Source organism: Pseudomonadales bacterium (genome assembly GCA_024234615.1).
Taxonomy (GTDB): Bacteria; Pseudomonadota; Gammaproteobacteria; order Pseudomonadales; family IMCC2047; genus JAJFKB01.
Map to the genome: position 1 here is coordinate 1,851,436 of JACKNY010000001.1, position 26,297 is coordinate 1,877,732.

18 protein-coding genes are annotated in these 26,297 nt (G+C 49.1%); 7 read left to right on the plus strand and 11 right to left on the minus strand.

What is annotated here, in order from left to right:
- Positions 1 to 189 precede the first annotated feature (189 nt).
- The 7 genes from H6995_08430 to H6995_08460 all read right to left on the minus strand — a co-directional run bounded on the left by H6995_08430 (position 190) and on the right by H6995_08460 (position 12,224).
- The gene (locus tag H6995_08430; protein MCP5215021.1) at positions 190 to 2,904 is read right to left on the minus strand and encodes a hypothetical protein; all 2,715 of its coding nucleotides are present in this window, start codon (positions 2,902 to 2,904) and stop codon (positions 190 to 192) included.
- A 298-nt stretch (positions 2,905 to 3,202) separates the two neighbouring features.
- A complete protein-coding gene (locus tag H6995_08435; protein ID MCP5215022.1) occupies positions 3,203 to 4,018 on the minus strand; it encodes an enoyl-CoA hydratase/isomerase family protein in 816 nt (271 codons plus the stop codon).
- 39 nt (positions 4,019 to 4,057) lie between these two features.
- Positions 4,058 to 4,900 (minus strand): MBL fold metallo-hydrolase, encoded by an 843-nt coding sequence (locus H6995_08440; protein MCP5215023.1) that lies wholly within the window; start codon positions 4,898 to 4,900, stop codon positions 4,058 to 4,060.
- A gap of 89 nt (positions 4,901 to 4,989) precedes the next feature.
- Entirely contained in the window at positions 4,990 to 6,399 is a 1,410-nt protein-coding gene (locus H6995_08445; protein ID MCP5215024.1) for an aldehyde dehydrogenase family protein, read from the minus strand.
- A 74-nt stretch (positions 6,400 to 6,473) separates the two neighbouring features.
- A complete protein-coding gene (locus H6995_08450) occupies positions 6,474 to 8,144 on the minus strand; it encodes an AMP-binding protein (GenBank protein MCP5215025.1) in 1,671 nt (556 codons plus the stop codon).
- Positions 8,145 to 8,212: 68 nt separating this feature from the next.
- Complete coding sequence (locus H6995_08455) at positions 8,213 to 9,838, minus strand: AMP-binding protein (protein ID MCP5215026.1); 1,626 nt, start codon at positions 9,836 to 9,838, stop codon at positions 8,213 to 8,215.
- 163 nt (positions 9,839 to 10,001) lie between these two features.
- Positions 10,002 to 12,224 (minus strand): TonB-dependent receptor, encoded by a 2,223-nt coding sequence (locus H6995_08460; GenBank protein ID MCP5215027.1) that lies wholly within the window; start codon positions 12,222 to 12,224, stop codon positions 10,002 to 10,004.
- Positions 12,225 to 12,452: 228 nt separating this feature from the next.
- Here H6995_08460 and H6995_08465 point away from each other — a divergent pair, with 228 nt between their 5' ends.
- From H6995_08465 to H6995_08495, 7 genes are all read left to right on the plus strand, one after another.
- Entirely contained in the window at positions 12,453 to 13,091 is a 639-nt protein-coding gene (locus H6995_08465; protein MCP5215028.1) for a TetR/AcrR family transcriptional regulator, read from the plus strand.
- A gap of 456 nt (positions 13,092 to 13,547) precedes the next feature.
- Positions 13,548 to 15,146: a quinohemoprotein amine dehydrogenase subunit alpha gene (gene peaA / locus H6995_08470; protein MCP5215029.1), complete on the plus strand. Its 1,599-nt coding sequence runs from the start codon at positions 13,548 to 13,550 to the stop codon at positions 15,144 to 15,146.
- A 21-nt stretch (positions 15,147 to 15,167) separates the two neighbouring features.
- Positions 15,168 to 16,613 carry a quinohemoprotein amine dehydrogenase maturation protein gene (gene peaB, locus H6995_08475; GenBank protein ID MCP5215030.1) on the plus strand — a complete coding sequence of 482 codons (1,446 nt, stop codon included), beginning with the start codon at positions 15,168 to 15,170 and terminating at the stop codon, positions 16,611 to 16,613.
- Positions 16,613 to 16,939 carry a quinohemoprotein amine dehydrogenase subunit gamma gene (gene qhpC / locus H6995_08480; protein ID MCP5215031.1) on the plus strand — a complete coding sequence of 109 codons (327 nt, stop codon included), beginning with the start codon at positions 16,613 to 16,615 and terminating at the stop codon, positions 16,937 to 16,939. Before peaB ends, qhpC begins: the two co-directional genes overlap by 1 nt.
- Positions 16,940 to 16,950: 11 nt before the next feature.
- Entirely contained in the window at positions 16,951 to 18,111 is a 1,161-nt protein-coding gene (gene peaD / locus H6995_08485; protein MCP5215032.1) for a quinohemoprotein amine dehydrogenase subunit beta, read from the plus strand.
- A gap of 80 nt (positions 18,112 to 18,191) precedes the next feature.
- Positions 18,192 to 19,910: an ABC transporter ATP-binding protein gene (locus H6995_08490; protein ID MCP5215033.1), complete on the plus strand. Its 1,719-nt coding sequence runs from the start codon at positions 18,192 to 18,194 to the stop codon at positions 19,908 to 19,910.
- Positions 19,903 to 20,592, plus strand: coding sequence for a peptidase S8 and S53 subtilisin kexin sedolisin (locus tag H6995_08495; GenBank protein ID MCP5215034.1), 690 nt, complete (start codon positions 19,903 to 19,905; stop codon positions 20,590 to 20,592). The genes H6995_08490 and H6995_08495 overlap by 8 nt, the downstream gene beginning before the upstream one ends.
- A 5-nt stretch (positions 20,593 to 20,597) precedes the next feature.
- On the opposite strand, the gene H6995_08500 is transcribed toward H6995_08495, so the two are convergent.
- From H6995_08500 to H6995_08515, 4 genes are all read right to left on the minus strand, one after another.
- On the minus strand, positions 20,598 to 21,995 hold the full coding sequence (locus H6995_08500) for an FAD-dependent monooxygenase (GenBank protein MCP5215035.1): 1,398 nt from the start codon (positions 21,993 to 21,995) through the stop codon (positions 20,598 to 20,600).
- 182 nt (positions 21,996 to 22,177) lie between these two features.
- Positions 22,178 to 23,287 carry an ABC transporter permease gene (locus H6995_08505; protein ID MCP5215036.1) on the minus strand — a complete coding sequence of 370 codons (1,110 nt, stop codon included), beginning with the start codon at positions 23,285 to 23,287 and terminating at the stop codon, positions 22,178 to 22,180.
- A 9-nt stretch (positions 23,288 to 23,296) separates the two neighbouring features.
- Positions 23,297 to 24,427, minus strand: coding sequence for an ABC transporter permease (locus H6995_08510; protein ID MCP5215037.1), 1,131 nt, complete (start codon positions 24,425 to 24,427; stop codon positions 23,297 to 23,299).
- Between the two features lie 8 nt (positions 24,428 to 24,435).
- Positions 24,436 to 26,277, minus strand: coding sequence for an ABC transporter ATP-binding protein (locus tag H6995_08515; GenBank protein MCP5215038.1), 1,842 nt, complete (start codon positions 26,275 to 26,277; stop codon positions 24,436 to 24,438).
- Between the last annotated feature and the right edge of the window lie 20 nt (positions 26,278 to 26,297).

The following is a 26,297-nucleotide window of genomic DNA, read 5'->3' on the forward strand; positions in this document are numbered from 1 at the left end:
TTTCGTACAAGATGATGCTACTGCACCACCGCTAGCACCTTATTATCTGGTTATGACATGGTTCGGACGCTTTACCTTATCTATATCGCCAGCTAAAAGATAACATCGCACCATACGAAATACCCCCCCTCACAGGTGTGGGGTCTAAATGCGAAAAAGAGGGGTTAGCGCTCGAAAAAACAAAAGTGACTAGTGGTGGATCGGGTTATCACCGGTTAACAGCACGTCTGTTTGGCTGATGGCCTGCAACCGGTTAGCGACGCCCAGCTTTGAGTAGAGGTTTTTGAGGTGCCATTTGACCGTTTCTAGGGATAGATTCAACTCGCGGGCGATTTCTTTATTCACTTTACCCGTGCGTAGCAGCCGCAACATGTCTTGTTCCCGAGGGCTGAGGCTAACCCGCTTGGCAGCAGGTTTTTGACTTGCATTATTTTCTGATATCGACGTTCTACAGACTTCGAGCATTTTTGCCAAATAGCTAGCCGAGACAATTTGCGGCTGCTCCGATACCAGCTTATTAAATAGCAACGAAATAGGTTTAATATCGTCCATAACTGACCGAAGAAGCCCCGCTTTTTCTGCATTTTTTAGCACCTGCGCTAGATTCTTGAGCGCAGCTTTCTCATCGCCCGCCAGCGCCAAGGCCTGCACATATAACAGCTGAGACAGCAATGCTCTCGTCATATTACCCAACAGCCTATGCTCGCGAATTTCACTCGTCGATATCTCAATTGCCCTCTGATAATCCTGTTTTAGCAAGAGAACTCGTACCTGCGCGAGTTGATATAGATCTTTGATTTCCGACAAAGCACAACGTTGTTCCGGGACATCAGCCAGCAGCCCTTGCATTTGCTCAAGCAGTTTTTCCGCATCGGCTAATTCATTGTCCCTTGTGGCCAGACACAATCGCTCATATAACGCAGAGGCAAGTAGCCGCGGCCAGTTCCGAACGACGCCAAAGTGCTCCATTTCTTCGAGCAGTTTATCGGCATCGGGGGCCAAATATTGTCGCCGTCTGACCCGGGATAACGCCAGATAAGCACCGCGTAATGGATCCAATAATGCGGTTTTCTTGATGACATCCAGACGACCAGCCAAGACACGTTCCAGTTGCTCAAACTCGTCCTTCTCGTACAACAAACCCGCCAAATAGCCAGCAGCCAGAGCGGCACCATTAGAATGGTAACCCGTTTTTTCTTCGGCGAGGGCCAAACCTTCCTTGATCAGAAGTATCGCCATATCAATACTGCCTTGCCGTTTATGGTAGATACTCCAAACATATTTGCGGTAGACGCTAACAAATACGCTTTTTGGATTTCTCTCCAGCTGCTCCGGCAACAACATATAGACTTTTCGTGCATCCTCATAGCGTGAAGCGCTGGTCAAAGCAAAGGTTAATGCATTGCATAACAGCCAAACTACCCAAGGCCGATCAATCGGTAGGCTCGCTGCGCAGGGTTCCATTTGCATGATACCCATCGCGGTATCGTCCGATATATTGGCGACAATTCCCTCGACTACATGCAGTTCGGCTTGCTCGGTCTCACTGAGGGTAATATCCGATTCCTTAATACCGCTGTGAATGCTTTTCAGCAAAGCTCTTGCTTCAGCCAACTTGAGACTGTGGGCCAGCGCCCACACACGAATCAATCCTAGATGAAAGCGCTGATGTTCATCCTCCACATAGATGGACTGCAACCAACTCTCAAGCGTTTCCAGGTCACCCTCGTCGGCTAATGATCCCGCAGCCTGAGTAGCAATTTCGATGGTATTTTCAATACGTTCGGACGCTATAGCATGACGCACCGCCTCCGACAGCAGGTTATTATCCAAAAACCACTGACTGGCGCGCGCATGCAAAGTCTGTAATTCATTGGGGTACCTAGTTTGCAGCATGTTGAGTAATACCGCAGCAAAGATGTGATGATAGCGATACCAGTAACCCTCCTCGTCCAGGCCGGTGACAAACATAGATTTGGACTGGATATCCTTGAGGATTTCGGCGGCGTTGGCGGTACCAGCGACAGCCTCGCACAAAGGACCACAGAGGCGATCCAGAATTGATGTGCGAAGCAATAACGCAATTTCATTTTCCGGTAACGCCGTCAACACGATCTCTTCGATATAAGACTTAACGTTTTTATTTACGCCCGAAAACCTTTCGATAAAATTCGTCGGGTTAGCCCGAATTGCTGGCGAAAGACAGAGCAGTTGTAACCCCACAGCCCACCCTTCCGTGACCTCAAGCAATTGCTCAACATCTCTTATCGTGAGATTCAATGAGGTGGCTTTTAGATAGTCGCAGGCCTCAAGAAAGTTAAAGCGTAATTCATCGAATCCGATTTCCTGGAGTCGGCCATCCGCTCTTAACTTATTCAGAGGAAGTCCTACCCGTTCCCGACTGCTAATCGTCAATGTCACATTCTCAGGCGCGAGCAGCAGGAAGGCTCCCAACGGTTTATTAATCTTATCGGAATTAACGAGATGGTAGTCATCCAGAAAAATAAACACCTTTTCTTCCAGCTGGTTAAGCGCATTAACCAAAGAGACCAGCAGTAACTCGAGAGACACTTCTTTTGGTTTGCTGATCAACTCTAGAAAGGCCTTGTCCCACTCCAGGTCTAAAGAGAGCAGTGCATGGCTTAGGTAATCGACAAAGTTACGCTCGATACTTTCCTCTTTACCCAAACTAACCCAACACACTCGCCTATCTTTACTTTTAATCAGGCGACACCATTGTCCTATCAGCGTCGTTTTACCCGATCCCGGGGGGGCCGTTATCAGAACCAGTGTCGATCCCAAAAAGTTATCGCAAAAACCGACAAGCCTTTCGCGCGGCACTTCTCCCGCCGAAGGATTCGGTGGAGAAAGCTTTGTACTAATGAGTGGTAATCTATCTAGCATTCAATTTCATGCCAATAATTCACTGAGTATCCGCCGTCTATGACAGGGTGCACGAATCAATGTGGTGAAACAATAACCGCTAACCAGGGATTAACCAAATAATACGCTCGGTGAATTAGGAAATCACTTAACACAGGGTCATGCGCAGCTTACTTTATTTAGGATGTGTTAGGCTGGTGATACTCACTTTATGGCAAATCCAACGGCTCGGCAAAACGCCAACATGAGTCAAGCCTTTAAATGGCCGACAGTTAAATAGGTGACCAGTTGACGCTACCAGAGGGAATTAAAGCCTTGGCTAGCGACCCGAAAAATGCGGTTTGCGCTTTTCTAAAAACGCCTTAATCCCTTCTTTGCCATCTTTGGTTTTGGCATTAGCCGCTATCATGCGCGATTCCGATGTCATTTGCGCTTCGATATTATTCTTGGCGGCACCCGACACCAAACGTTTCACCGCACCATAGGCCAGAGTCGGCCCATTGGCGAAGGTAGTTGCTAATTCCAGTGCCGCTGCGGCTAGTTCTTCCGGCTCCACCACACGATTTATCATGCCCCAGTCCAATGCTTCGTTGGCGCTTAAACGCCGATTGAGCAGCATCAATTCTTTGGCTCGTTTACTGCCCACTAATTCCACAAGTAAACTGGTGCATCCGCCATCGGGCGATAGGCCGGCGGCGGTGTAGGCGGAAGTAAATGAGGCTTTGCTCGAGGCAATCGTGTAATCACCAATCAACGCTAAACTTAATCCAATACCAGCCGCTGCACCGTTCACCGCGGTGACTACCGGCGCAGGCATACGCATTAAGCGAATGAAGGCGTCATGGGCATAAAAAGTTACTTTTTTTAATTCCTCCGAAATGGCGTCGCCCTTCTCGGCGAAGGAAGCTAAGTCACCTCCAGCGCAAAATAACTTACCTTCCGCGCTGAGTAATACCGCTCTTACATCACTATCCTCTTCACAGGCCAGCACCGCCTGATGCAGATCCTGCGCCAATTGCAGGTTGAGTGTGTTGGCCGCATCCGGCCGGTTTAGACGAATGTGGGCGACCTGGTTGGCTACTGAGTATTCGATAGTCTCAAAGCTAATAGTCTTAGCGGGGGTGGATTCGCTCATTGATGAGTCCTTATAAATTGAAGTGTGGTGTAACGGCAATCACAGCGGATCAGCACAGACGGAAAATCGACCTTGCTCGTCCCTTAGTAATTTGCCGCAAGCCATATTAGGGTCGTGGCAAAAAAACAAGCGCCCATCACGTTGATAAAGGTCAGCGAGTAGTTCCGCTTTTTCATTGATCACCTGCTCAGGGAAACGATCATACCCCATAGTGATCGGGATATGCACCCATGGCGCACCCGCTACTAAATCCGAACTATAGACCAGTGGCCCGTTGGGAGAAGCGATCTCTGAAAGCATCAATCCCGGCGTATGGCCATCGGAAAACAGGACTTTGACCTTGCCGTCGAGGATCGAGCTTTGCTGACCGTCAATCAATTCCAAGCGCCCTGAATCAAGCAGTAGTTGTGGTAACTCGGGAATAAAAGATGCGCGATCCCGGGGATGCGGTTTTACTGCACGCTGCCAATGTTTTGCCGAAACGATATAGCGCGCATTCGGAAATAATAGCTCCGACTTTTTATCCTCTTGCCACGTGCTTAACAATCCTCCGGCATGATCGAAATGCAAATGGGATAGCACCACCGCGTCGATTTCCTCGTGCTGAAGATGATGCTTTGAAAGATTTTCCAAGAGCTGGTGAGCAGAATCATCGATGCCATAACGCGTTTTTAAAGAAGGTTCTAGGAAAGCGCCTACACCCGTTTCAAATAGCACTTTCAAGCCATCATCAAACTCAACCAACAATGTTCTGGTTGCTAATTTAATCCGATTATGAACATCGGGCGTATACCATTTCGTCCACACCGCTTTGGGTGCATTGCCAAAACTCGCGCCCCCGTCCAGGCTTTGGGTATTGCCTTCTATTGCTGTTAGTTTCATTTATAGGAACAACTCAATTGGTCAGGGCGGTTTCAAGCAAAAAGGGCGACTATTACGCCGCCCCGCTCAGAAAAAATTCCCAATAATAGCTAACCTGCTTTATTAATATTAATTACTTGCATGGCAGTGAACTCTTCCAAACCCTCCTTGCCCCACTCGACTCCCACACCGGACTCTTTCGCTGGAGGGAATGGAATATGCGGGCCAAAGGCGCAATGCTGGTTGACCCAGACGGTGCCGCTATCGATGCGCGAAGCTACCTGCTGCGCACGCTCCATATTGCTCGACCAGACCGATCCACCCAGACCATAGGGTGAACTGTTGGCACGGGCAATGACATCTTCCAGATCAGTATACTTGATGATCGGCAGTACCGGTCCGAACGGCTCTTCATCCACCAAAGGTGTTCCATCTTCAATATCTCTCACCACCGTCAGCGGCACAAAATAACCTGGTCGGTTGGGAATATCACCACCCGCAATAATCTTGCCAGTCTGTTTGGCACTTTCGACATAATGACAAACCTTGTCGAATTGTGCTTTATTTTGTACTGGGCCGAACTGAGTGCCTGCTTCCATGCCATCACCCACCACGGCGCTGTTTGCCATGGCTGCAATTTCATCGCACAGACTGTCGTAGATACTTTCATGCACATACAAACGTTTTAGCGCGATACAGACCTGACCGCTGTTCAAGAACGCCGAACCAAAAATACCAGCGGCGATCTTTTTCGGGTCGGCATCATCCAACACAATAGCCGCATCGTTGCCACCCAATTCCAACGTCAGGCGTTTGAGTGTGCCCGCGGCACTTGCCATAATCGCTTTTCCTGTTGGCGTTGATCCGGTGAAGGAAATCTTGGCAATTTTGGGATGCTTGGTCAGTGCGGCACCGAGATCGTTATTATCGGCAATAATATTGAGCACGCCCGGCGGTAATATATCCTTGATCATTGCTCCCAACATCAGTGCGGTTAAGGGTGTGGTCGGCGCGGGTTTAAGAATCAGCGTATTGCCGGCTAAAAGCGCGGGAGCCAACTTATAAACAGCAATCAGAAAAGGAAAGTTCCAGGGCATGATACCCGCCACCACACCCAAGGGTTTACGGTGGATTTCGACACGCTGATTCTCATCTTCGAGCAACACTTCAGAAGGTAAATCCTGCGCCGCAAAATGCCGACAAAAAATTTCAGCAAAGCCAACTTCTGCAGCGGCCTGCTCCAACGGTTTACCCTGCTCGCCCGTCAGCACTTTGGTGACGCGCTCGGCGTTAGCTTTGATCGCATCAGCCACCTGTAATAATTTTTGTTTGCGCTCGGCGATTGGGGTTTGACTCCAGGCAGGAAAAGCGCGGTTCGCCGCGGCAACTGCTTGCTCCAGTTGACCAACATCTGCCAGCGGACACTGCGCCAGCACTGTTTCATTGGCTGGGTTTATCACATCCATAGTGCCGCTTCCGGCGACTAATTCACCATCAATTAGTAGTCTGTACTCACTCATCGTTCTGTCTCCTAAAGAGTAGTTCATATTGCCCCACTAACGGCCCAACCCGAGAGATATATCGGCCAAACCTGTCAATCTAATTCTTGCTCCATCATTTCACGCATTTTAAATTTTTGAATTTTTCCGGTGACCGTCATCGGGTATTCCTCAACAAAACGAACGTATTGCGGCACCTTAAAGTGTGCAATATTACCCTGACAAAACTCTTTGACTTCCTGCTCTGTCATCGACTCGCCGTGATGTGTCTGAATCCAGGCGCACACCTGCTCGCCAAAACGTTCATCTTTGACACCGAATACTTGGACGTCCTGAATTTTGGGATGGGTGTATAAAAATTCTTCCACCTCACGCGGATAAATATTTTCACCACCGCGGATAATCATATCCTTGAGCCGGCCAACAATCTGCACATAACCACCTGTGTCCATAATGCCGATATCTCCAGAATACAGCCAGCCGTCTTGATCAATAGTTTCAGCGGTTTTCTCGGCATCATTCCAGTAACACTGCATCACCGAATAACCTCGACAACAAATTTCACCTTTCTCACCAATCGGCACTATCTCACCCTGTTCGTTCAATAATTTTATTTCCAGGTGGGGCCCGGGTTGACCCACCGTACTGACGCGCTTTTCGATCGGGTCGTCAACGGCGGTCATGTGATTCACCGGGCTGGTTTCGGTCTGGCCATAGGCAATCAACACTTCGGACATGTGCATATCACGCAACACCCGTTTCATCACCTCAATGGGACAGGGTGCACCTGCCATAATACCGGTTCTGAGTGAGCTCAAATCAAACTCTTTGAATTGTGGATGTTCGAGTTCACCGATAAACATGGTGGGCACTCCATGCAGGGCTGTACAACGCTCCTCGGCGACCGTGGTTAAGGTACTGAGGGGATCAAAAGCATCACCCGGAAAAACTGCCGCCGAACCATGGGTAATACAGGCCAGGTTACCCATCACCATGCCGAAACAATGGTAAAGCGGCACCGGGATACAGAGTTTATCTCGCTCGGTTAAGCGCATGCCGTCACCCACAATTTTGCCATTATTGAGGATATTAATATGCGTCAGCGTTGCCCCTTTGGGGCTGCCGGTGGTACCGCTAGTAAACTGAATATTGATGGGGTCCGAGGGTAAAAGCTCAGCCTTAAGCGCTTTGATACGCTGAAATTCCGCCTCACCGCCACGACTGGCAACCTCGGCAAAATTATACATGCCGGGAGTTATCGCATTACCCATACGAATCACGCTGCGTAAATGGGGTAACTTTTTCGATTGTAGTTGGCCAGGGTTTGAGTTAGCTAATTCCGGTGCCAATGCCTGTAACATTTGCAGGTATTCGCTGCTCTTGAATCGTTCGGCACTGACGATGGCTTTACACTCCACCTTGTTCAGCGCATATTCCAGCTCATACAAGCGATAAGCTGGATTAATGCAAACCATAATTGCGCCAATTTTAGCAGTCGCGAATTGGGTCAGACACCACTCATAACAGTTGGGCGCCCAAATCCCCACGCGGTCACCTTTTTCGATACCAATCGCCAGTAAACCCGCCGCAAACTGTTCGATCTGCTGCTGATACTCGCGATAGTTCCAGCGAATACCCTGATGGCGCGAAATCAACGCCGGGTGATCTGGATATTGGCTGACCGTCTGATCAAATCGAGCGCCAATGGTTTGCTGCAATAACAGCGTTGTTTCAGGCCCACGGAAATAACTTTTTTGTCGATTCACCACGTGCTTATTTCTCTCAACCGGATGCAGTGTGTGTAATTATACAAGTACCAAACATCACTGTTCTCCTAACCCTCCACTCCGGTGTTCTGATCACGCCACTCACGCTCGCGCAACTCTATTCGTCGAATCTTACCGCTGATGGTTTTCGGCAATTCCGTGACAAACTCGATCTTACGCGGATACTTGTAGGGAGCAGTCACCGTTTTGACATGGGTCTTCAATTCCTGGCTCAACAGATCATTTGCCTCATAACCCGACACCAGTACCACAAAGGCTTTCACTACTTCACCCCGGTCTTTATCCGGACTCGACACCACCGCCGATTCTGCAACCGCCGGATGCTCCAACAAAGCGCTTTCCACCTCAAACGGGCCAATACGGTAACCGGAGGATAGAATCACATCATCGGATCGGCTCACAAACCAAAAATAGCCATCCTCATCGACATAAGCCCGGTCACCCGTCAGATACCAATCACCCTTAAAGCATTTGGCAGTTTTCTCTGGCTGATTCTTATATTCTTTAAATAAACCTAATGGCCGTTGCGGCTTGACCCTAACCGCAATATCACCCTCCGTATTAACTGCCGCAATATTCCCCTCATGATCGATAACTTGCAGATCAATACCGGGGGTTGGTTTACCCATCGAACCAAACCGTGGTTCGATACCGGGGAAATTACCGCAAAGAATTACTGTTTCAGTTTGACCGTAACCATCGCGCACCGTAATTCCAGTTGCTTTTTTCCAGACATTAATGACTTCGGGATTGAGCGGTTCACCTGCCGCAACACAATGGCGTAAGCTAGCAAAGTCATATTGGGATAGATTCTGTTGTACCAGCATACGGTAAATAGTGGGCGCGCCGCATACTGTGGTGACCGGGTACTGCGACATCAGCTTAAGTGTTTGGTCGGCATTAAAGCCACTGGAGTGATGCACAAAAATGGCTGCACCACAGTTCCAGGGGCCGAAATAACTACTCCAGGCGGCTTTCGCCCAACCCGTATCACTGATATTCCAGTGCAGATCGTCAGGCTTCAAATCCAACCAGTATTTGCCGGTAACCGAATGCGCCAGGCCATAACTTTGCGCATGCATGGCCATCTTAGGATAACCGGTGGTGCCGGAGGTAAAGTAACACAATGCGGGTTCGTCAGCGCCAGTATCGGCGGCAACAAAGTCATCGCTGGCCTGTTCTACGGCTGCCTCGAAATCAACCCAACCTGCGCGCTCACCACCGATATGTAATTTAGCGTTTAAGCTGGGGCATTGGTCTAAGACCTTATCTAACTTAGCAGCCCCGACACTATCTGTGACAACACAAGTTGCTTCAGCCGTATTAATACGATAAGCCAAATCATTGGGCGCGAGCTGCATGGTGCCGGGAGAAACAATAGCACCCATGCGCAAACAGGCGGTGACTGTTTCCCACCAGGCGATTTGACGCCCCAACACGATAACCACGGTATCACCGCGCTTTACCCCAGCCGTTGTCAACACATTGGCAAGCTTGCATGAGGCAAGGCTAATATCGGCAAAGGTCTTGTTAATCTCATTACCAGCATCATCAACCCAAAGCATGGCAAGCTTGCCGGGGTCTTGTGCCCAATGGTCAATGACCTCAGTCGCAAAATTAAAGTGCTCTGGACGGGGCCATTGAAAAGATCGGTAGAGTTCAGAATAATTCATTATTTTGGCCTACTCGGAATTTGGCAAACTGATTTAGTTTAGCGCAGACAAGACGTCGTAAAATATAGGTAATTTGACTCAAATAATAAGAACTAAAAAATAGAACAGAAGCCCTGTAAAATCAGCTTCTGTTCTAAATGGTGGTTCTTCAAATCTCTATGACTTAATTACCCCAACGATAGGTTAAAGAAGCACCCCACCAGCGTGGACGACCGTAGTACTGCTCTGTCAACCCAAACACACCGGTAGTTGAGAGGTCAAAGGTCTGCACTAAATACTCTTTATCCGTTAAATTGTTAACAAATACCGAGGCCATCCACTTATCATCTGCCGTGGTATAGGTCAGTGAAGCGTTACTCAGCACATAGCCATCTTCTGTCACGTTATCCAATTCCGATAATGCGAACAGATGCTCCGAGCGGTACACTGCATCCGCCTGCACTGCCACATGACCACCCATTATCTCCCACTCATAGCGGACTAAACCATTAAGGTTCCATTTGGGGGACTGCACGGAAGTTGTGTTTTGACCGGAAGGCAGGGTGACCTCAATATCGTTGTAGGCAGCGCCAAGTAAGATATCCAGCCCTTCTATTGGCGACGCCTGAAGCTCTAACTCAAAACCGCTGCTATCTGCTTCTGCATTCAAAGTGAGCGTATCTAGGCCGATAATATTAAACGCCTGATAATCCGAATAATCATAGTAATATACGGCACCGTTTAAACGCGCCAAACCACCCATAAAGGTGTATTTAAAACCTATTTCATAAGCGTCTAGCTGCTCGGGGTCGTAGCTCATGGTGGCGTCATTATAATCAGTAGCGGGTGGGTTAAGCGGGAAAATTGGCGCATTATAACCACCACCTTTAACACCACGATTCCAACTCAGATAAACCAGGGCATCATCGTTTGGCCGCCAATCCAGCTGTGCCCTTGCTGACCACTCATCATCTTTTCTATCACCGGCATAGGTAGCCAGAACACCCAATGAATTAAGATTACTGGGCGAGTCGAAGTTGCGAATATCAGGGTTCAAAAATTCAACCGCTTCGATCTTATAGTCAAATTCTTTCTCATCCTTGATTGCGCGCAGACCAATCACCGCCGACAGCTGTTCAGAAAGGTTAAATTCTACCTGCCCAAATACGGAATAGGATTCCAGGCTAGAACTGTAGGGGTTGTTTAAACCACCTTCAGCGCCAGGAGTTGGGGCTGGTCCAATGAAAGGGTCGGTAACAGCCCCATTGGAATCATCAATTTCCAGATCCATATAATAAAAGCCCGTTACCCATTTGAAGTTATCGGTAACACCGTTCAAACGAATTTCCTGCGACTTTTGATCGGCATCCGTGGTCAGAAAGAAGTTAAAGAAAGAAAGCGGAGACGCATCAGAATCTTCTATATAACGACGTTCCACAGTTGACACATCAGTAATGGACGTCAGTGTAAATTTTTCAAAATCCCAGGTGAGCGTAGCACTATAACCTCTTGTTTCTAAATCATTATATCCAGGGTCATCATAATCGCCAGCCCACACATCACCGTCGTTATCTATATATCCGCCTAACACCGGGTTTGGCGTGGTAGGCGTCAATTCACCTGGTGCTCCAACCGATGAGACATTTTCAAAAAAACCGGTACGGATATCCTGCTCTGAACCTCTGAAATTCAGTAACAACTTAACGTCATCGTTAGGTGTAAACAGAAACTGTAAACGAGCCGTTCGGTCTTCAGCGTTATTTAAATCTTTGCCTAAACGGTTTTCGATATAACCATCATTATCGTGTGTGGCGACGGAAAGACGCGCTGTCAGGGTATCTTTTATCAGTGTTCCACCGACAGCACCTTCAAATTTAACTTGGTCATACTCGCCCAAAGTTAACTTGGCATAACCTTCTGCTTCTTCTGTTGGTTTCTTAGAAATAAAATGTGCCAGACCACCAGTGGCGTTGCGCCCAAACAGGGTGCCCTGTGGTCCGCGTAAAATTTCTACCCGCTCCATATCAAACAGTGCAAATCCAGCTCCAGACATCTGGCTGATATACACTTCATCAAGATAAATCGCCACAGGGCTTTCGACGTTGGTGGTGAAATCGCTGTTGGCCACACCGCGAATACCGATCGCGTAATTTGCTTCACCGTTCGGCTGAATGGTGCTGACACCAGGTGCCATCGCAGTTACCTGTTGCGCATTGGTGTAACCTAATGCTTCCATCTGTTTGCCCGTAAACGCAGAAACCGCAATACCTACATCCTGCACACTCTGCTCACGCTTTTGAGCGGTAACTACCACTTCCTCTAATACGGCAGCATTCATTGCACCTGACAGTAAAGCTACTTGAGCACAAACTGCGCTCGTGAGTACTGATCGTTTGTTAAACTTCATTTTCCCCTCCAAGGTTTTGTCACAGGTTTATTAATTACCTATTTATTAGTTTCCAGGTCGAATGTACTATATTGTTTTTTATAGGTCAGCTGAAATATTTTGACTCTAATATGTTCCGGATTTAATAGTTGGGCCTAAGCTGATGACAACAAGAGAATTGAAGCTTAGTCATACCATTTCCCCCTTAATCTCGTTACAATTTGCGCTTTTCAAAGCGGTGCAACCAAAGTGTCAGAAGCTCCTACCAAAAAAACCTCTCGTACCGGGATTTATTCAAAGGGCCAGCGCCGCGTGTTGTCCATCGTCGCCGCCGCGGAAAATGTCTTGATCGAAGAGGGTTACCATAACTTTTCCTTACGCAAGGTTGCCGCTGCTGCGGGTATTAAATTAGGTAATTTGCAGTACTATTTTCCAACTAAAGATGAACTTGTAAAAACCATGCTTGATCAGGTCATCCAGGTCTATCTCGATGACCTCGTCGAACTGAGTGAAAGCTCAGGCGATGATCCTAAAACATTGTTCAAAAATGTTTTGAAACATGTTTTTTACGACCTCAACAATAAAAAAACTACGGTATTTTTCCCAGAAGTTTGGTCTCTATCCAACCATGAAACCCATATGACTCAGTATTTGGACTCCATGTACGGTCAGTACCGAAAGCAGCTCGATGAAATTATATTACGTATTAATCCGCGATTAACTCGTGCGCAAGCGCAACGTATTTCCCTCTTTATCTGCTCTTCGCATGAAGGCCACACCATGTTTATTGGTTATCGTAAGCCTTGGATAAAGGAAACTGAGAACATCATCGATATGGCGATCCAGTCATTTTTATGGCTCATTGAAAAAGGTGATATTCCAGAATAAAGGTGTTTTGAGCGCCAAAACCGCCGAATTATCCGCACCAGTATCGATAGAGCAATAGGGTTTAAGTGGGTGACCTGAAGTTAAACTGACAACTCGAAATTTCTCCAGCATAGCGCAAGGCATACCTGCTCCTTAGTTCAACAGGAAGCACTCCCATTAGGCAAAAAATCAAAGGAAAGCATCAAGATACCTTCCTTTGTTACCAACCTGGCTCGAACGTTTTGTGAAAGCGTATTTGCTATATCCTGCTGCAGGTAGCCCGACTGTTTTATCTCAGTGTCATTTTGGTGCTCTGCCACTATTGACAATATAGGTCGTTTGTAATACATTTCAGCCGCTCAAGTATTTTTTAGGTCGTTCGTATATTATTATAAGTATTCATTATCTGATACCGACTATTCAACCGAGCACATAAAAGATTATTCGGAGGTTTCCCTTTTGCGTAAACATCTTCTCATTGCAACTTTTCATGGTGCGCTATTAGCCGCTCTTTCTGGTTTTGCCTTTTCTGCCCAGGCGGGCTCTCCCGAGCAAATTATTCGTAATAACTGTGTCGGCTGCCACATTCCCGAGAGCGATGATAAATTAAGCCGGATCAGTTACCAACGCCGCACCCCGGAGGGCTGGGAAATGACCATCGCGCGGATGCAGCTGATGCATCATGTGCGTATTAGTGATCAGGAAATCCCTATCACGGACGAAGTAATTCAGAAGTTGGTCAAGTATTTTGCTGACCGACAAGGTTTAGCGCCCAGCGAAACTACAGAATATCGCTACATACTGGAACGGCGCCTGAATGTAGTCGAGCAACATGAGGATGACGAGTTTGCAGTGATGTGTGCCCGCTGTCATTCCGGCGCGCGGGTGGCGCTGCAACGTCGAACTGAGGAAGAATGGAAGCATCTGGTACATTTTCATCTGGGCCAATTCCCTACTTCTGAGTACTCCGCTGGTGGACGCGATAGAAATTGGTTCGAAATCGCATTGAAAAACACCGTGCCCTATCTCACTGAAAACTATCCCTTAGACACCCAAGCTTGGCAGGACTGGCAACAAACCAAGAAACCCAAGCTCGATGGTAGTTGGCGGCTGCTGGGCAATCAGCCCGGCAAAGGAGATTTTCAGGGGGTGATGACCGCCACAGCCACTGAAACAGATAATTACTCACTCACTGTTAGCGGTAGCTATGCGAATGGTGAAGCCATTAGCGGTGAGGGTTCGGCGATCGTCTATACCGGTTACGAGTGGCGCGCCACACTCACCCTCGGCGGGCAAGTTTTCAACCAGGTGATTGCTGCTGATCGCTCAGGCGAAAGTATGAGCGGTCGCATGTTCCTGCGTGATCACGAAGAAACAGGCATTCAGTTGACCGCGAGCAAAATGAATGGCACAAGCCACGTGCTCGGCGCAATACCCAACCATATTAAAGCGGGCACAGAGCAAACTATACGATTAGTCGGCACAGCAATGTCTGGCGATATCGAACTTGGGCAAGGCCTCAGGATTACCAAACTCATCAGCCGCGACAATAAAAATATTCTGCTCAGGGTCAAAGCCGCAAAAGATACTGTGATTGGCCATCGAAATATCCAGGTTGGCAAGACGCAACTCAAGAATGCACTGGTGGTTTATGATCGCGTCAGCCATCTCCAGGTAGAACCTAGCTACGCCGTAGCCCGTGTTGGCGATAATGGTGGTTCTACCCGCAAAACTCTGGCGTCTTTTCAAGCCCTGGCCTTTAGCGCCGGAGTCGACGGGCAATCCAATACTGCGGATGATCTGCGTATTGGTTATCTCCCAGCCCAATGGTCAGTCAAGGCTTTTAATCAACAAGCAGAGCTGGATCAGGACGTTAAATTCGCTGGCACCATCGATAAAAACACCGGCATTTTTACCCCCGCCGCTGCAGGCCCCAATCCACAACGTAAATATGGCACCAATAACGCGGGTAACCTAGCGGTAGTGGCAAGTATTCTAGAGGGCACAACCGAGGTTACGGGGCAAGGGCAGTTGCTGGTCACGGTGCAACGTTGGAATAACCCTCCTATTCGTTAATAAAGAGTTGAAATAACTAATATGACGTTACCAACGCAACAAAATTTTCACCTGGTTGAACGCAATATCCACGAGATTAGCGTCGACAGTCGCCGCCTGCTATTTCATATCCCGAGTAGCAGTTTGTTTCAGTTGGACGAACTCAGCGGCGAACTCATTGATCTCTTCAAAAAATGGCCAGATCGCTCACCAGATCAAGTGCTTCACGCCATGCAGCCGCGCTTTGAAGCAGCGGATATCAGCACCACCTTCAGCGAACTACAAAGCCTGGAAGTGATCTCCAATGGCCAACCGCTGACGCCGGAAACGGCCAAGCTGACACTCACTAATTTTCCCCTGACCACGCTGGTATTGAACGTTAATACCGGCTGCAATCTGAGCTGTAGCTATTGTTATAAAGAGGATCTAGCCACCCCCGCTAATGGCGAAAAAATGAGTCTGGAGACGGCAACGCAGTCCATCGAAATGCTGCTCAAGGAATCACCAGATCAGCCGCGCTATAACCTCGTCTTTTTTGGCGGCGAGCCGCTGTCAAATCTGCCACTTATTAAGCAGGTGGTTGAATTTGCCGAACACCGTTTCGCCGCTATTGGTAAGAAGGTCGATTTTTCCATGACCACCAATGCCACCCTGCTCAAGGACGATGTAATCGACTATCTTAACCAGCACCGTTTTGGCATTGCGGTGAGCATGGACGGCCCCAAGGCTTTTCATGACCGCAATCGCATTACCGTCGGCGGTCAAGGTACTTACGATGTAGTGGCCGATAAAGTCAGGCACCTGTTGCAAAGGTACGATTCTCGCCCGGTCGGTGCGCGGGTCACCCTAACCAAAGGCGTCACCGATATCATGGCGATTTGGGATCATTTATTTAACGATCTCGGCTTTCATGAGGTAGGTTTCGCGCCGGTTACTTCTGGCGATATCGACACCTATAATCTCTCGGAAGCAGAACTCGCACAGGTTTTTAGTAACATGAAAGAACTTGGCCAGCGTTACCTGGAAGCCGCGTTACAAAACCACAATATCGGCTTTTCCAATATGCATCAGCTGATGACAGATATCTTTGAAGGCAACAAAAAAGCCCTACCCTGCGGTGCCGGTGCTGGCATGGTTGCCATCGACAAGGATGGTGGCGTTAATCTTTGTCATCGTTTCACCGGCTCTGATATGCCGCTGTTTGGCGACGTCAAGCAAGGGCTGAATCATCAACAGCTATCACGTTTCTTAGAGCAACGTATGGATCGAACCCATACCGGCTGCAATAGCTGTCGCATTCGCAACCTCTGTTCCGGCGGTTGTTATCACGAGAGTTACGCACGCTATAACGACCCCAGCAAACCTACCTATCACTACTGTGACCTGCTACGTGATTGGGTGGATTTCGGCATCCACGTTTATAGCGAAATCATGGCCCATAATCCTGCCTTTTTTGAGCAGCACATTTCACCCCGGAGAGCCCACTGATGAAACATTTAAAACCCCTCAACAAAAAAGCTGAGCGGCTGGAGCAAGCCGTCGTTGATCAACGGGTAGATGAAGTCGTCGCCATGCAAAATGTGGCGGGTTGCACCGCAACTACCGATCCCGGCTGGGAGGTCGATATGTTTGGCAGTGTCGCCGGACTATGTCAACCGATGGAGGCTGACCTCTACGGTTGCGCCGATCCCTGTTGGTGGCCAGCGCAGGTGCCGGATCTAATGAACACCTACCCGGATTGGGATAAAAATGCCCCCTCCGCTGGTAGCGACTGGCGCAAACTCGACACCGTTTTTCCCAAGGAAAGTAAATAAGGCGCATGAGTATGGTAACCACATTAACGTTTCCCCATTTCTATCTATCGCTCCGCACTTTAATGGTGACTGCGGCACTGCTGTTGTTGAGCGCCTGTTCACAAACAGTACTAAAAGATGAACAGAAAAATAGTGCATCAACGACCACTAAAGACTATATGGTAGTCGTTAACCGGCCCAATCGAATCAACCTGATTGATTTGACCACCAACCAGGTAGAACGCAGTTGCCAATTGCCGGGCACGTCCGCGCCAGGCACCGTCGTCATGAGTCCTGATAAGCGTATCGCCTACGTGCTAGCAGACCATTTTTCCAATGTTTACGGCATCAACCTCGACAACTGCGAGCTGGTATTTTCGGCAATCCAGTCTTATTCCAACATTCGTATTAAATCATTGGGGTCTATTGCCATCAGTCCCGACGGCAAAGAGCTATACACCCACCAAAATCCGACCCGATTGCTCAGTGATCATTTTGAGGTGATGGACACACAGGTTGCCGTGTTTAACACCAGCGATGGTTTAAAAGCCCAGCCGGTCAGAACCTACCCCGCGCCGCGTCAGGTCACCATTATGGTCACCGACAAAAGCGGCACGCTCTACCTAGGTGCGCCGGATATCTACGCCATGAACCCGGCAACAGGCGAAACCCGCATGGTCATAGAGAGTCGCGGCTTGCAAAACCCCCTTTTTAGCCAGCGCGATTCGCTCACCGTGTGGCCCATCGGTTCGGTATCGAACGAATTCATTCGTATGTACACCACCGCCAAATACAAAGATGAATCACAAAACCTGGCAACCGCCGATTGGATGTGGGGCTATGAACGTATTGATCTAAACACCGGCGAAGCGGAAGCGCGGGAATTTGGCCCGTTGGAGGTGGTGTTATTTAGCGGTATGACCCGGCCCGGTGACAAAAACCAAATGTATGCCGTACTCACCCAACTGAAAAAATTTGATGTCGCCAAGCAACAAGAGCTCATGTCTGTCGACCTCGAACATACCTATTATTGCATCAATTTTTCAACTGACGGCAGCAAGGTATATTTGGCGGGCACCTTCAACGACATAGCCATTTACGATGCGGATACTCTCGAGAAACTCGGCAATATTCAACTGGAGGGTGGTGATATGTCGTTGTCACCAACGCAGATATTTGCGCGGGAGATTTAATGGAACATGCGACTGAAGTCGCACCCACAAGGTCAAAACAAGCACAGCTGAAGGTTGGGTCTTAGGGCAAAGAGGTTTTCATGCACAGCAGTAAAAAACAAGGCCTGACCTGGCTTTACGGTTTTGTCAAACCTCATCAGCCTCAAATTTTCAGGCTGTTACTGCTGTCATTCTTCGCCTCTGCGCTGGTGTTATTACAGCCCTACCTCACCAAAATACTGATTGATGATGGGCTGCTCGGCAAATCCTTCGCCACGCTAGTGTCCACCGTGATGGCGATTCTACTGGTGGGTTTTGCTTCCACCGGGTTAGCGGGCGTGAATCGCTATTTGCACACGCGCCTGTCCGGTACCATTTTGTTCAAGCTGCGCGAATCGGTGTATAGCCATTTACAACGCTTATCGCCAAACTTTTACGCGCAACAACGCACTGGTGATTTGCTCTCACGCATGGACGGTGATATTGCAGAACTGCAACGATTTGCGGTGGACGGTCTGTTCGCTTCGGTCAGCGGTATTTTGGGCCTGATCGGCGCTGTCACGATGATGTTTTTACTCAGTTGGCAATTGGCCTTGCTACTGCTACTGCTAATTCCACTACAATGGCTCTATTTGCGCCTAATGCGACCAAAAGTTGAGCGGCAAACGCGCAAAATGCGTGAGCGCTCGGCGGATATTTCGTCATTTCTTGCAGAAACCCTACCCAGTATGAAACAGATTCAGTCTTCGGTCGCCGAAGATCGTGAGCTAAACCGTCTCAGTAACCTCAATCAGTTTTACCTTAAGGATTTGCTAAAACTGCAGTGGATTGAATTCGCCACCTCTGCGATCCCCTCCTCCCTGACCTCATTCACTCGCGCGGCAGCCTTTGTGATGGGCGGCTACTGGGTGATCCAGGGACAGCTCGCACTGGGCTCATTAATTGCGTTCGTCACTTACCTCGGCATGGCGGTTGGCCCGGTACAAACCCTGCTTGGCATCTATATGGCATGGCAACGCTTTACTGTCAGCCTGGAACGAGTGCAGCACTTAATGGACTATCAGCCGGATCTCGTTGCCAGCGATAGCCACCCGGTGCCCACAACGCTCAAGGGTGATTTGAAATTTGAACAGGTCAGTTTTAGCTATAACGACCAAGCCACGGCTATTCTTGAAAAGACGACAGTCCAGATTCCAGCTGGCAGCAAAGTCGGCATCTATGGCCCGTCGGGCATTGGCAAAAGTACCCTGGCCGACTTAATAATGCGCCACTTCTCGCCCACCGCAGGACGTATTTTGGTGGACAACCACGACATTGCCCAATTTGATTTGCGTGGCTGGCGGCGGCATGTCGCCTTGGTTGCTCAGGATATCGTGCTGTTTCGCGGCACCTTCGCCGATAACATACGCTATAGCGTACCCGAGGCCAGTGATGAGGAGGTCGCACAAGCGGTAGCTCGCGCCAACCTTGGCGAATTTATTGGCACTCTGCCTCAGGGATTAAACAGCCTTATCGGAGAAAGAGGCTCTCAGCTTTCCGGTGGCCAAAAGCAGCGTATTGCCGTGGCGCGCGCACTCCTACAAAAACCCGTTTTAGTGATATTTGACGAAGCAACTTCGGCCATTGACCTTAGTAACGAGCAGCAGTTGATGGCCGAAGTTGATCGCCTGTTTGCAAATATCACACGCCTGGTTATTAGCCATCGCGAAACGCCAATTCTGGATGCTGATCTCTTTTTAACCTTGGTCAACGGACAAATTCAGCTTAGCGAGCCAACGACCCATTCAGTCCGCTCTGTCAAAACTCAGCACCATGCCTAACGTCAACGCACCGCTCAAAGTTGGCATTATCGATAGTGGCATCTCCCCAGCGTCTAAATCTCATCTGTTGGCGGGGTGTTGTGTCAATTGGCAGGATGATCGCATTGTCCTGACCAACGCTTCCGTACTAGACAAGATGGGACACGGCGCTGCGCTAACCGATATTCTCTGTGCTTCGTCGCTTTCACTAAAACTGCTAGTGGCCAAAGTCTTCTTTGACAGGCTACTATGCGCGCCCGAACAAATTGCTGCGGCGCTGGATTGGCAAGTGATGCAGGGAGCAAGATTGATTAATATGAGCTTTGGCCTGCGCACCGATCGACCCGTACTTGAGGACGCCTGTGCCCGCGCCGTTGCCGCTGGTGTGATGCTGGTCGCGGCCTCTCCCGCCAGAGGAGAAAGCGTCTACCCGGCCAGCTATCCCGGGGTTATCCGAGCCACCGGCGATGCGCGTTGTCAGCCTGGAGATATTTCTTATCTCAATTCAGCACAGGCGGATTTTGGTGGATTTGTACGTTCAGAACACGGCCAAATCGCGGGTGCTAGCGTGGGGTGTGCTTATGTGACTCGCGCCATAGCGCATATACTCTGCGAGCAACCAGAAACCCCGTGCAGCGATGTACTCAAAGCGCTTATCGCCCAATCCAAATACTGCGGTATCGAACGTAAGGTCAGTAGTTAAACACCCTAGTCTGGCCGTTCTTTTAACAGCTGCTGCTCCAGCATCCAGCCGATCAGCGCTGTTATTTGATGCTCTCCATATTGTTGTGATGATTCAAGCTGCGCTCTAATCTGTTCAGAATTGCCGGATGGGTTTTCATTTAACCACTCAAAGATCGACGCAATTTCAATGCCTGCTACTTGCCATACCCCAAGCGGCTGGCTTGGCATAACAACGACAGGTTTGCTAAGAATCTCATTATTCATGACCACCGGACGCTCCAAAATCTGAATTCTTGATAGGTCATCATCACCGTGCGCTGACTTTAAATCTGGCCAGCGATTACGCTCCTGCCAAAAGGGTTCATCCACCCAGCGCTGTTCCTGGGCGTAGAAATCTCGACCAATTCGAGCAAAACGTAAAAAAGCGTGCTGGCACCTTTGCTGATAAAACTCAGTGGCGAGTGAAATTCTTTGTGGGTAGCGTATCAGGGTATTAATCACCGCCGGGGCCACCAACCCTGATGAAAGCGCCTGAAAAATTCCATTACCGGATAACGGGTCAACCGCCAGCGCTGCATCGCCAACCCGCAGATAGCGCCGTTTCACCAGATCACCGGCCAGAATACTCGTACTGCTACGCGCCACCGTATCTGCAACAGCAACCGCTCCCTCTATCCAACTCTGGGTCGATGGCAAACTAGCCAACTCAGCTAACAGAAATTCCTTCAACCTGGCCTTCTTCGGTAATCTTGGGTCAGTTGCGGCAACGGTAATTTGGGTGTAAAGCTGATTACCGAATTGCGCGAGCCATGCCCAACCATGGCGAAAGCTCAAGGCCATCGACTTGGCTTGCTGAGTTACTTCGGACAACTGCCAGCGTTGTAATAGTGAAACCGTTTCCGGGCCTCTTACTTTATTTTTTGCCTTAAGCGGTGTCGACCTACCCCGCGCTTCAACCAGAAAATCAGCCTCGAATACTGTCTGCCCCTGATTGCCATCAGCCACACTGACCCGCCAGCCTTGCTCCAGCTCATCAATCGTTTGAACGACCCCGGAAAAGACATCCACACCTGAGTCCTGCATATCTCTTATTAACGCAGTATCGAAATCAGGGCGGTAGACCAGTTGCTCAGTGTTGTACTGATTAGTACTGCCATTCCAACTGGCCACCCTTGGAGAAGGCGCCACCACACTAGCAGCGGCCTGCTGGCAACCCGCATTACGCAACCCCGCCAGGGTACGGGCAGATATTCCTTCGCAGGCTGCGAAAGTGCGCGCCGACGAAATCAATTTAACCCCATAGCCTAACCGACCAAGCCCAATAGCCGTGGCCGCCCCACCGGGGCCACCACCCAGTACTAAAATCTGTAAATTTGCGATGCCTGATACTCTTCTGAAATGAGCCAGATTTAATGCTAGCATGCCCGCCGTAAGCGTGCTCAATCTTTGTTTAGATGAACTAAAAAGTTGTCACTAAAAGTAAGGTACATTGGGTTTCAAAAAGATAGGTGTCATTCCGTGAATAAAAATAATCCCCACTGCCGAGTTGCAGAAACTCTCAGTATGAGCCCAATTATACTGATGATAGGCGGCGGTTAACCTGTTCAATGCATTCTGTGGCGAAATAACCATCCTGCGAGGCTCAAGGTGATAACCCCAATCAATGCCATCGGCCAAAACTGGGGGATGAGTAGTGCCAAGGGGGTGCCTTCAAGAAAAACACCACGCAGGATCGTCATAAAGTAACGCAGCGGGTTAATCAGCGTCAGATCCTGCACCAGCGCAGGCATGTTCGCAATAGGTGTTGCAAAACCTGACAAAATAATCGCAGGCACCAAAAACAGAAAGGCCCCCAACAGCCCCTGTTGCAAGGTGACAGCCAATGATGAAATCATCAAGCCGACACCAATCGCGGACAATAGGAATAAGAGAATGCCAATGTAGAGTGCGACTAGACTGCCTTGCAGTGGTATCTTGAACCAAAAGACAACAATCATCACAATCAATGTCGCCTCCAGAGTGCCAATCACAAATCCCGGCACCGCTTTGCCGATTAGGATTTCAACGGGGCGCATGGGGGTTACCAGCAACTGATCGAAGGTTCCCTGCTCGCGCTCGCGAGCGACCGATAGTGAAGTGACCAGCATAGCTACTACCAGCGTTAACAAGCCAACGATACCCGGCACGATAAACCAGCGGCTTTCCAGGTTAGGATTAAACCAGGCACGCGTTTCCAGACGTGCTGGAGGCGCACCCTGCCCTGCCTGTTGCAACCATTCATGGTTAAATCGATCAACGATATCACGTGCGTAGTTTAGAGCGATCAGTGCTGTATTCGAGTTACGGCCATCAATAATAAGCTGTAATTGTGCGCTCTGTTGTAGTTTTAATTGTCGGCTAAATTGAGGATCGATATGCAACACCAACAAAGCTTTCTTCTCATCGAGCAGCGGCTGGATTTGGCCCTGCCTGGAAATTTGTCCGATTTCCCTGAAATTGGGAGCACCCCGGAAATGTGCAATCAATTGTCGTGAGGCAGCCCCTTTATCCTCGTTGTAAACGGCAAAGGGTACATGATTGAGGTCAAAAGTCGCTGCATAGCTGAAAATCAAAGTCTGTATGATCGGCGGGACAATAATGACAACACGACTTTTTTTATCCTTGAGTAACACCAGGAACTCTTTAATGATCAAGGCATAAATACGTTGCCACATGCGCGCCGCCTATTCGAGCCGTTTATGGGATTTGAGGCGACTCAATCCCAGAAAAAAAATAGCCATTAACAGCAACGCTGCAGAGTTGGGAAGAATCACTGCCCATACATCCCCGGCGAGAAACTCCGTTTGCAGAATAGCGACAAAATAACGGGCTGGAATTAAATAGGTCACCATCTGGACGATACCCGGCATGCTACCAATATCGAAAATAAATCCGGAAAGAATAAATGCGGGGAGAAAAGTCGTGATAATTGCCATCATGCCCGCGACAAACTGATTTTTTGCCAAGATGGAAATCAGCAAACCCATGCCAAGGGCAACTAATAAAAATAGCGAGCTGGTTATTAATAAGAGCCAAGGTGAACCGCGTAAGGGCACCTCAAACAACCATAAAGCCATTATTACCGATAACAGCATGCTCCCCATACCGAGTAGATAATAGGGTATCAGTTTGCCTAGCAAGACTTCCCACATGGCTACCGGCGTTACAATCAAAGCCTCCATTGTGCCTCGCTCCCACTCTCTGGCCATGACCAACGCAGTTAACAAGGCGCCGATCAGGGTCATAATCACGACAATCAGCCCTGGCACCAGATAATCACGGCTGCGCAGTTCGCTGTTAAACCAGATCCGTTGCTGTAATTGCACCGGTAGTTTTAACTCTCGGCCCGTTAATTGCGCCTGCTGCTGCAACCAGTTGCCCAAAACTCCCTGAACATAACCGAGCACAAGACGCCCCTTGTTGGCATCCACACCATTGACAATCACCTGAATCGGAGAACCTTGAGACCGCGTCAGCAACGAAGCGAAATCAGCACGTAGAACAACAATACCATCGACCATACCAGCCATCATCGCATGCTCTGCGGCTTGTCGATTGGTCATCGATAGCGGGATAAAATAAGTACTTTTGTGGAATCCAGAGACAAAACTGGCCGTCTCAACGCTGGGCTGTTCGACGACCAGTGCCACCGGCACATGCTTGGCATCCAGGGTTACCCCATAACCGAATAATAACAGCAACACCACCGGCATCACGAAAGCGATAGCAATACTGCTGGGGTCACGAAGAATCTGTAGGAACTCTTTGCGCACCAAACCTCGCAACCGCATGATACTTGCCTTTGAGCTGAACATTTTTGCGCTCACGCTGCGTCCTGCTTGTGTTCGTGGTTTTCGATCAAACGAATAAATGCATCTTCCATGCTGGGTTCGGGTGACTGCTCATCCACCACCTTATTTTTGATTTCCAGTGGTGTGCCCAAGGCCAGCAATTCTCCTGCCGCCATAATCGCCAAACGGTCGCAATACTCGGCTTCCTCCATAAAATGCGTCGTCACCAACACGGTTACACCAATATTGGTAAGGCTATTGATGCGTTGCCAGAATTCGCGACGTGCCAGCGGATCCACCCCTGAGGTCGGTTCATCGAGGAATAATATTTCGGGTTTGTGCAACAGTGCACAGGCCAACGCCAAGCGTTGTTTATAGCCTAATGACAAACTATGACTTTCACTGTTGGCAAAGGCAGTCAGATCAAACTGCGTTAAAGCCCATTCAATCCGTTCTGCTCGTTGTTTGGCAGACAGACCGTAGGCATTGCCGAAGAAATTCAGGTTCTGGACTACATTGAGGTTGCCATATAAGGAAAACTTTTGTGACATGTAACCAATACGAGCCCGTGCAGTTGCAGCGGCATGACGAAGATCCACGCCTGCTACCTGGAGACGACCAGCGCTGGCTGGCAACAGGCCGCAAAGCATACGAAAAGTCGTGGTTTTACCCGCACCATTAGCGCCCAGAAGTCCAAAAACTTCTCCGTGTCTCACATCGAAACTCAAATTCCGAACCGCATAAAATTCACCGAAGCGGCGTTGCAGGTTTTCCACCTCAATAACGGCCTGGTTAGGTTCAGGGCTCTGTTTAAAGTCGTCTTGCAACAGCTTTGAAGTCACTTTCTGATGGCCACGGTCAGTTTTGATCAAGGTAATAAAACTATCTTCAAAGCGGGGTAATACGGGGCTTACCTTTAGGTCGTTTATTGAAGAATATTGCCTCTCGGCCAATTGTATTTCGATAGGTCGTACAGCTTCAGACGCCATGACCACCCGGACTTGCTCACCTTGGATGACCGTATCCATTACACCTTCCAGTGTGGCCAGTTGGCCCTGCAATTGCCGCTTTGTCATGCCAGGTAACGAAACGCTATATACGTTCCCCTTACAGTCGTCACTAAATTTTTCCGGTGTATCAAAACCGAGTATTCGACCCTCATGGAGCAGGATGACTTCCGCGCAACGTTCAGCTTCATCCAGATAGGCCGTGCTCAGCAAGACGCTCATCCCTTCATTTTGTACCAGCCGATAAACAATAGCCCAGAGCTCACGTCGTGATACTGGATCAACTCCCACCGTTGGTTCATCAAGCAACAGCAACTCGGGTGACTGCACCAGTGTACAGGCTAATCCCAACTTCTGTTTCATACCACCGGATAGTCTCCCGGCCAGACGGTCAGTAAAATCTCCCAGCCCGGTCATGCGTAGTAGCTCCTGATACCGGGGGGCTCGCTCAAAGACCGAAATACCTTGTAGATCAGCGTACAAATCGAGATTTTCCTGAACACTGAGATCCTCATACAGGCCGAAGCGCTGTGGCATATAACCGATGCGGGATTGCACCGTTAGTGCATCTTGCATCGTATCAATCCCAAGCACACTGATATAACCCTGATCCGGTTGCATAAGCCCTGCACTCAGACGCATCAGGGTGGTTTTACCGGCCGCATCCGGGCCGATCAAACCGGTGACAATACCGCGTTTTATTTTTAAATTAATGGCTTGCAATGCCTGAACCGTCGCAGCCCCTTGTTGAAAGGATTTACTGACATCCTTACATTCCAATACGATTTCGTCGTCCTGGGCTAGGTTGGTGTCCTGATCTCCAACCCTTTGATCTTTCACACCGGCCCTTTGGCTTCGAGGTTTCATTATGTCAACGCCATTAAATC

Excerpts from the sequence above, each read along its gene's own strand:
- H6995_08440 (MCP5215023.1), bottom strand. The coding sequence starts at position 4,900 with ATGAAACTAACAGCAATAGAAGGCAATACCCAAAGCCTGGACGGGGGC.
- H6995_08505 (MCP5215036.1), bottom strand. The coding sequence starts at position 23,287 with ATGTGGCAACGTATTTATGCCTTGATCATTAAAGAGTTCCTGGTGTTA.
- H6995_08455 (MCP5215026.1), bottom strand. The coding sequence starts at position 9,838 with ATGAATTATTCTGAACTCTACCGATCTTTTCAATGGCCCCGTCCAGAG.
- H6995_08515 (MCP5215038.1), bottom strand. The coding sequence starts at position 26,277 with ATGAAACCTCGAAGCCAAAGGGCCGGTGTGAAAGATCAAAGGGTTGGA.
- peaB (MCP5215030.1), top strand. The coding sequence starts at position 15,168 with ATGACGTTACCAACGCAACAAAATTTTCACCTGGTTGAACGCAATATC.
- H6995_08445 (MCP5215024.1), bottom strand. The coding sequence starts at position 6,399 with ATGAGTGAGTACAGACTACTAATTGATGGTGAATTAGTCGCCGGAAGC.
- H6995_08435 (MCP5215022.1), bottom strand. The coding sequence starts at position 4,018 with ATGAGCGAATCCACCCCCGCTAAGACTATTAGCTTTGAGACTATCGAA.
- H6995_08495 (MCP5215034.1), top strand. The coding sequence starts at position 19,903 with ATGCCTAACGTCAACGCACCGCTCAAAGTTGGCATTATCGATAGTGGC.
- H6995_08510 (MCP5215037.1), bottom strand. The coding sequence starts at position 24,427 with ATGTTCAGCTCAAAGGCAAGTATCATGCGGTTGCGAGGTTTGGTGCGC.
- H6995_08460 (MCP5215027.1), bottom strand. The coding sequence starts at position 12,224 with ATGAAGTTTAACAAACGATCAGTACTCACGAGCGCAGTTTGTGCTCAA.
- qhpC (MCP5215031.1), top strand. The coding sequence starts at position 16,613 with ATGAAACATTTAAAACCCCTCAACAAAAAAGCTGAGCGGCTGGAGCAA.
- H6995_08490 (MCP5215033.1), top strand. The coding sequence starts at position 18,192 with ATGCACAGCAGTAAAAAACAAGGCCTGACCTGGCTTTACGGTTTTGTC.
- peaD (MCP5215032.1), top strand. The coding sequence starts at position 16,951 with ATGGTAACCACATTAACGTTTCCCCATTTCTATCTATCGCTCCGCACT.
- H6995_08500 (MCP5215035.1), bottom strand. The coding sequence starts at position 21,995 with ATGCTAGCATTAAATCTGGCTCATTTCAGAAGAGTATCAGGCATCGCA.
- H6995_08430 (MCP5215021.1), bottom strand. The coding sequence starts at position 2,904 with ATGCTAGATAGATTACCACTCATTAGTACAAAGCTTTCTCCACCGAAT.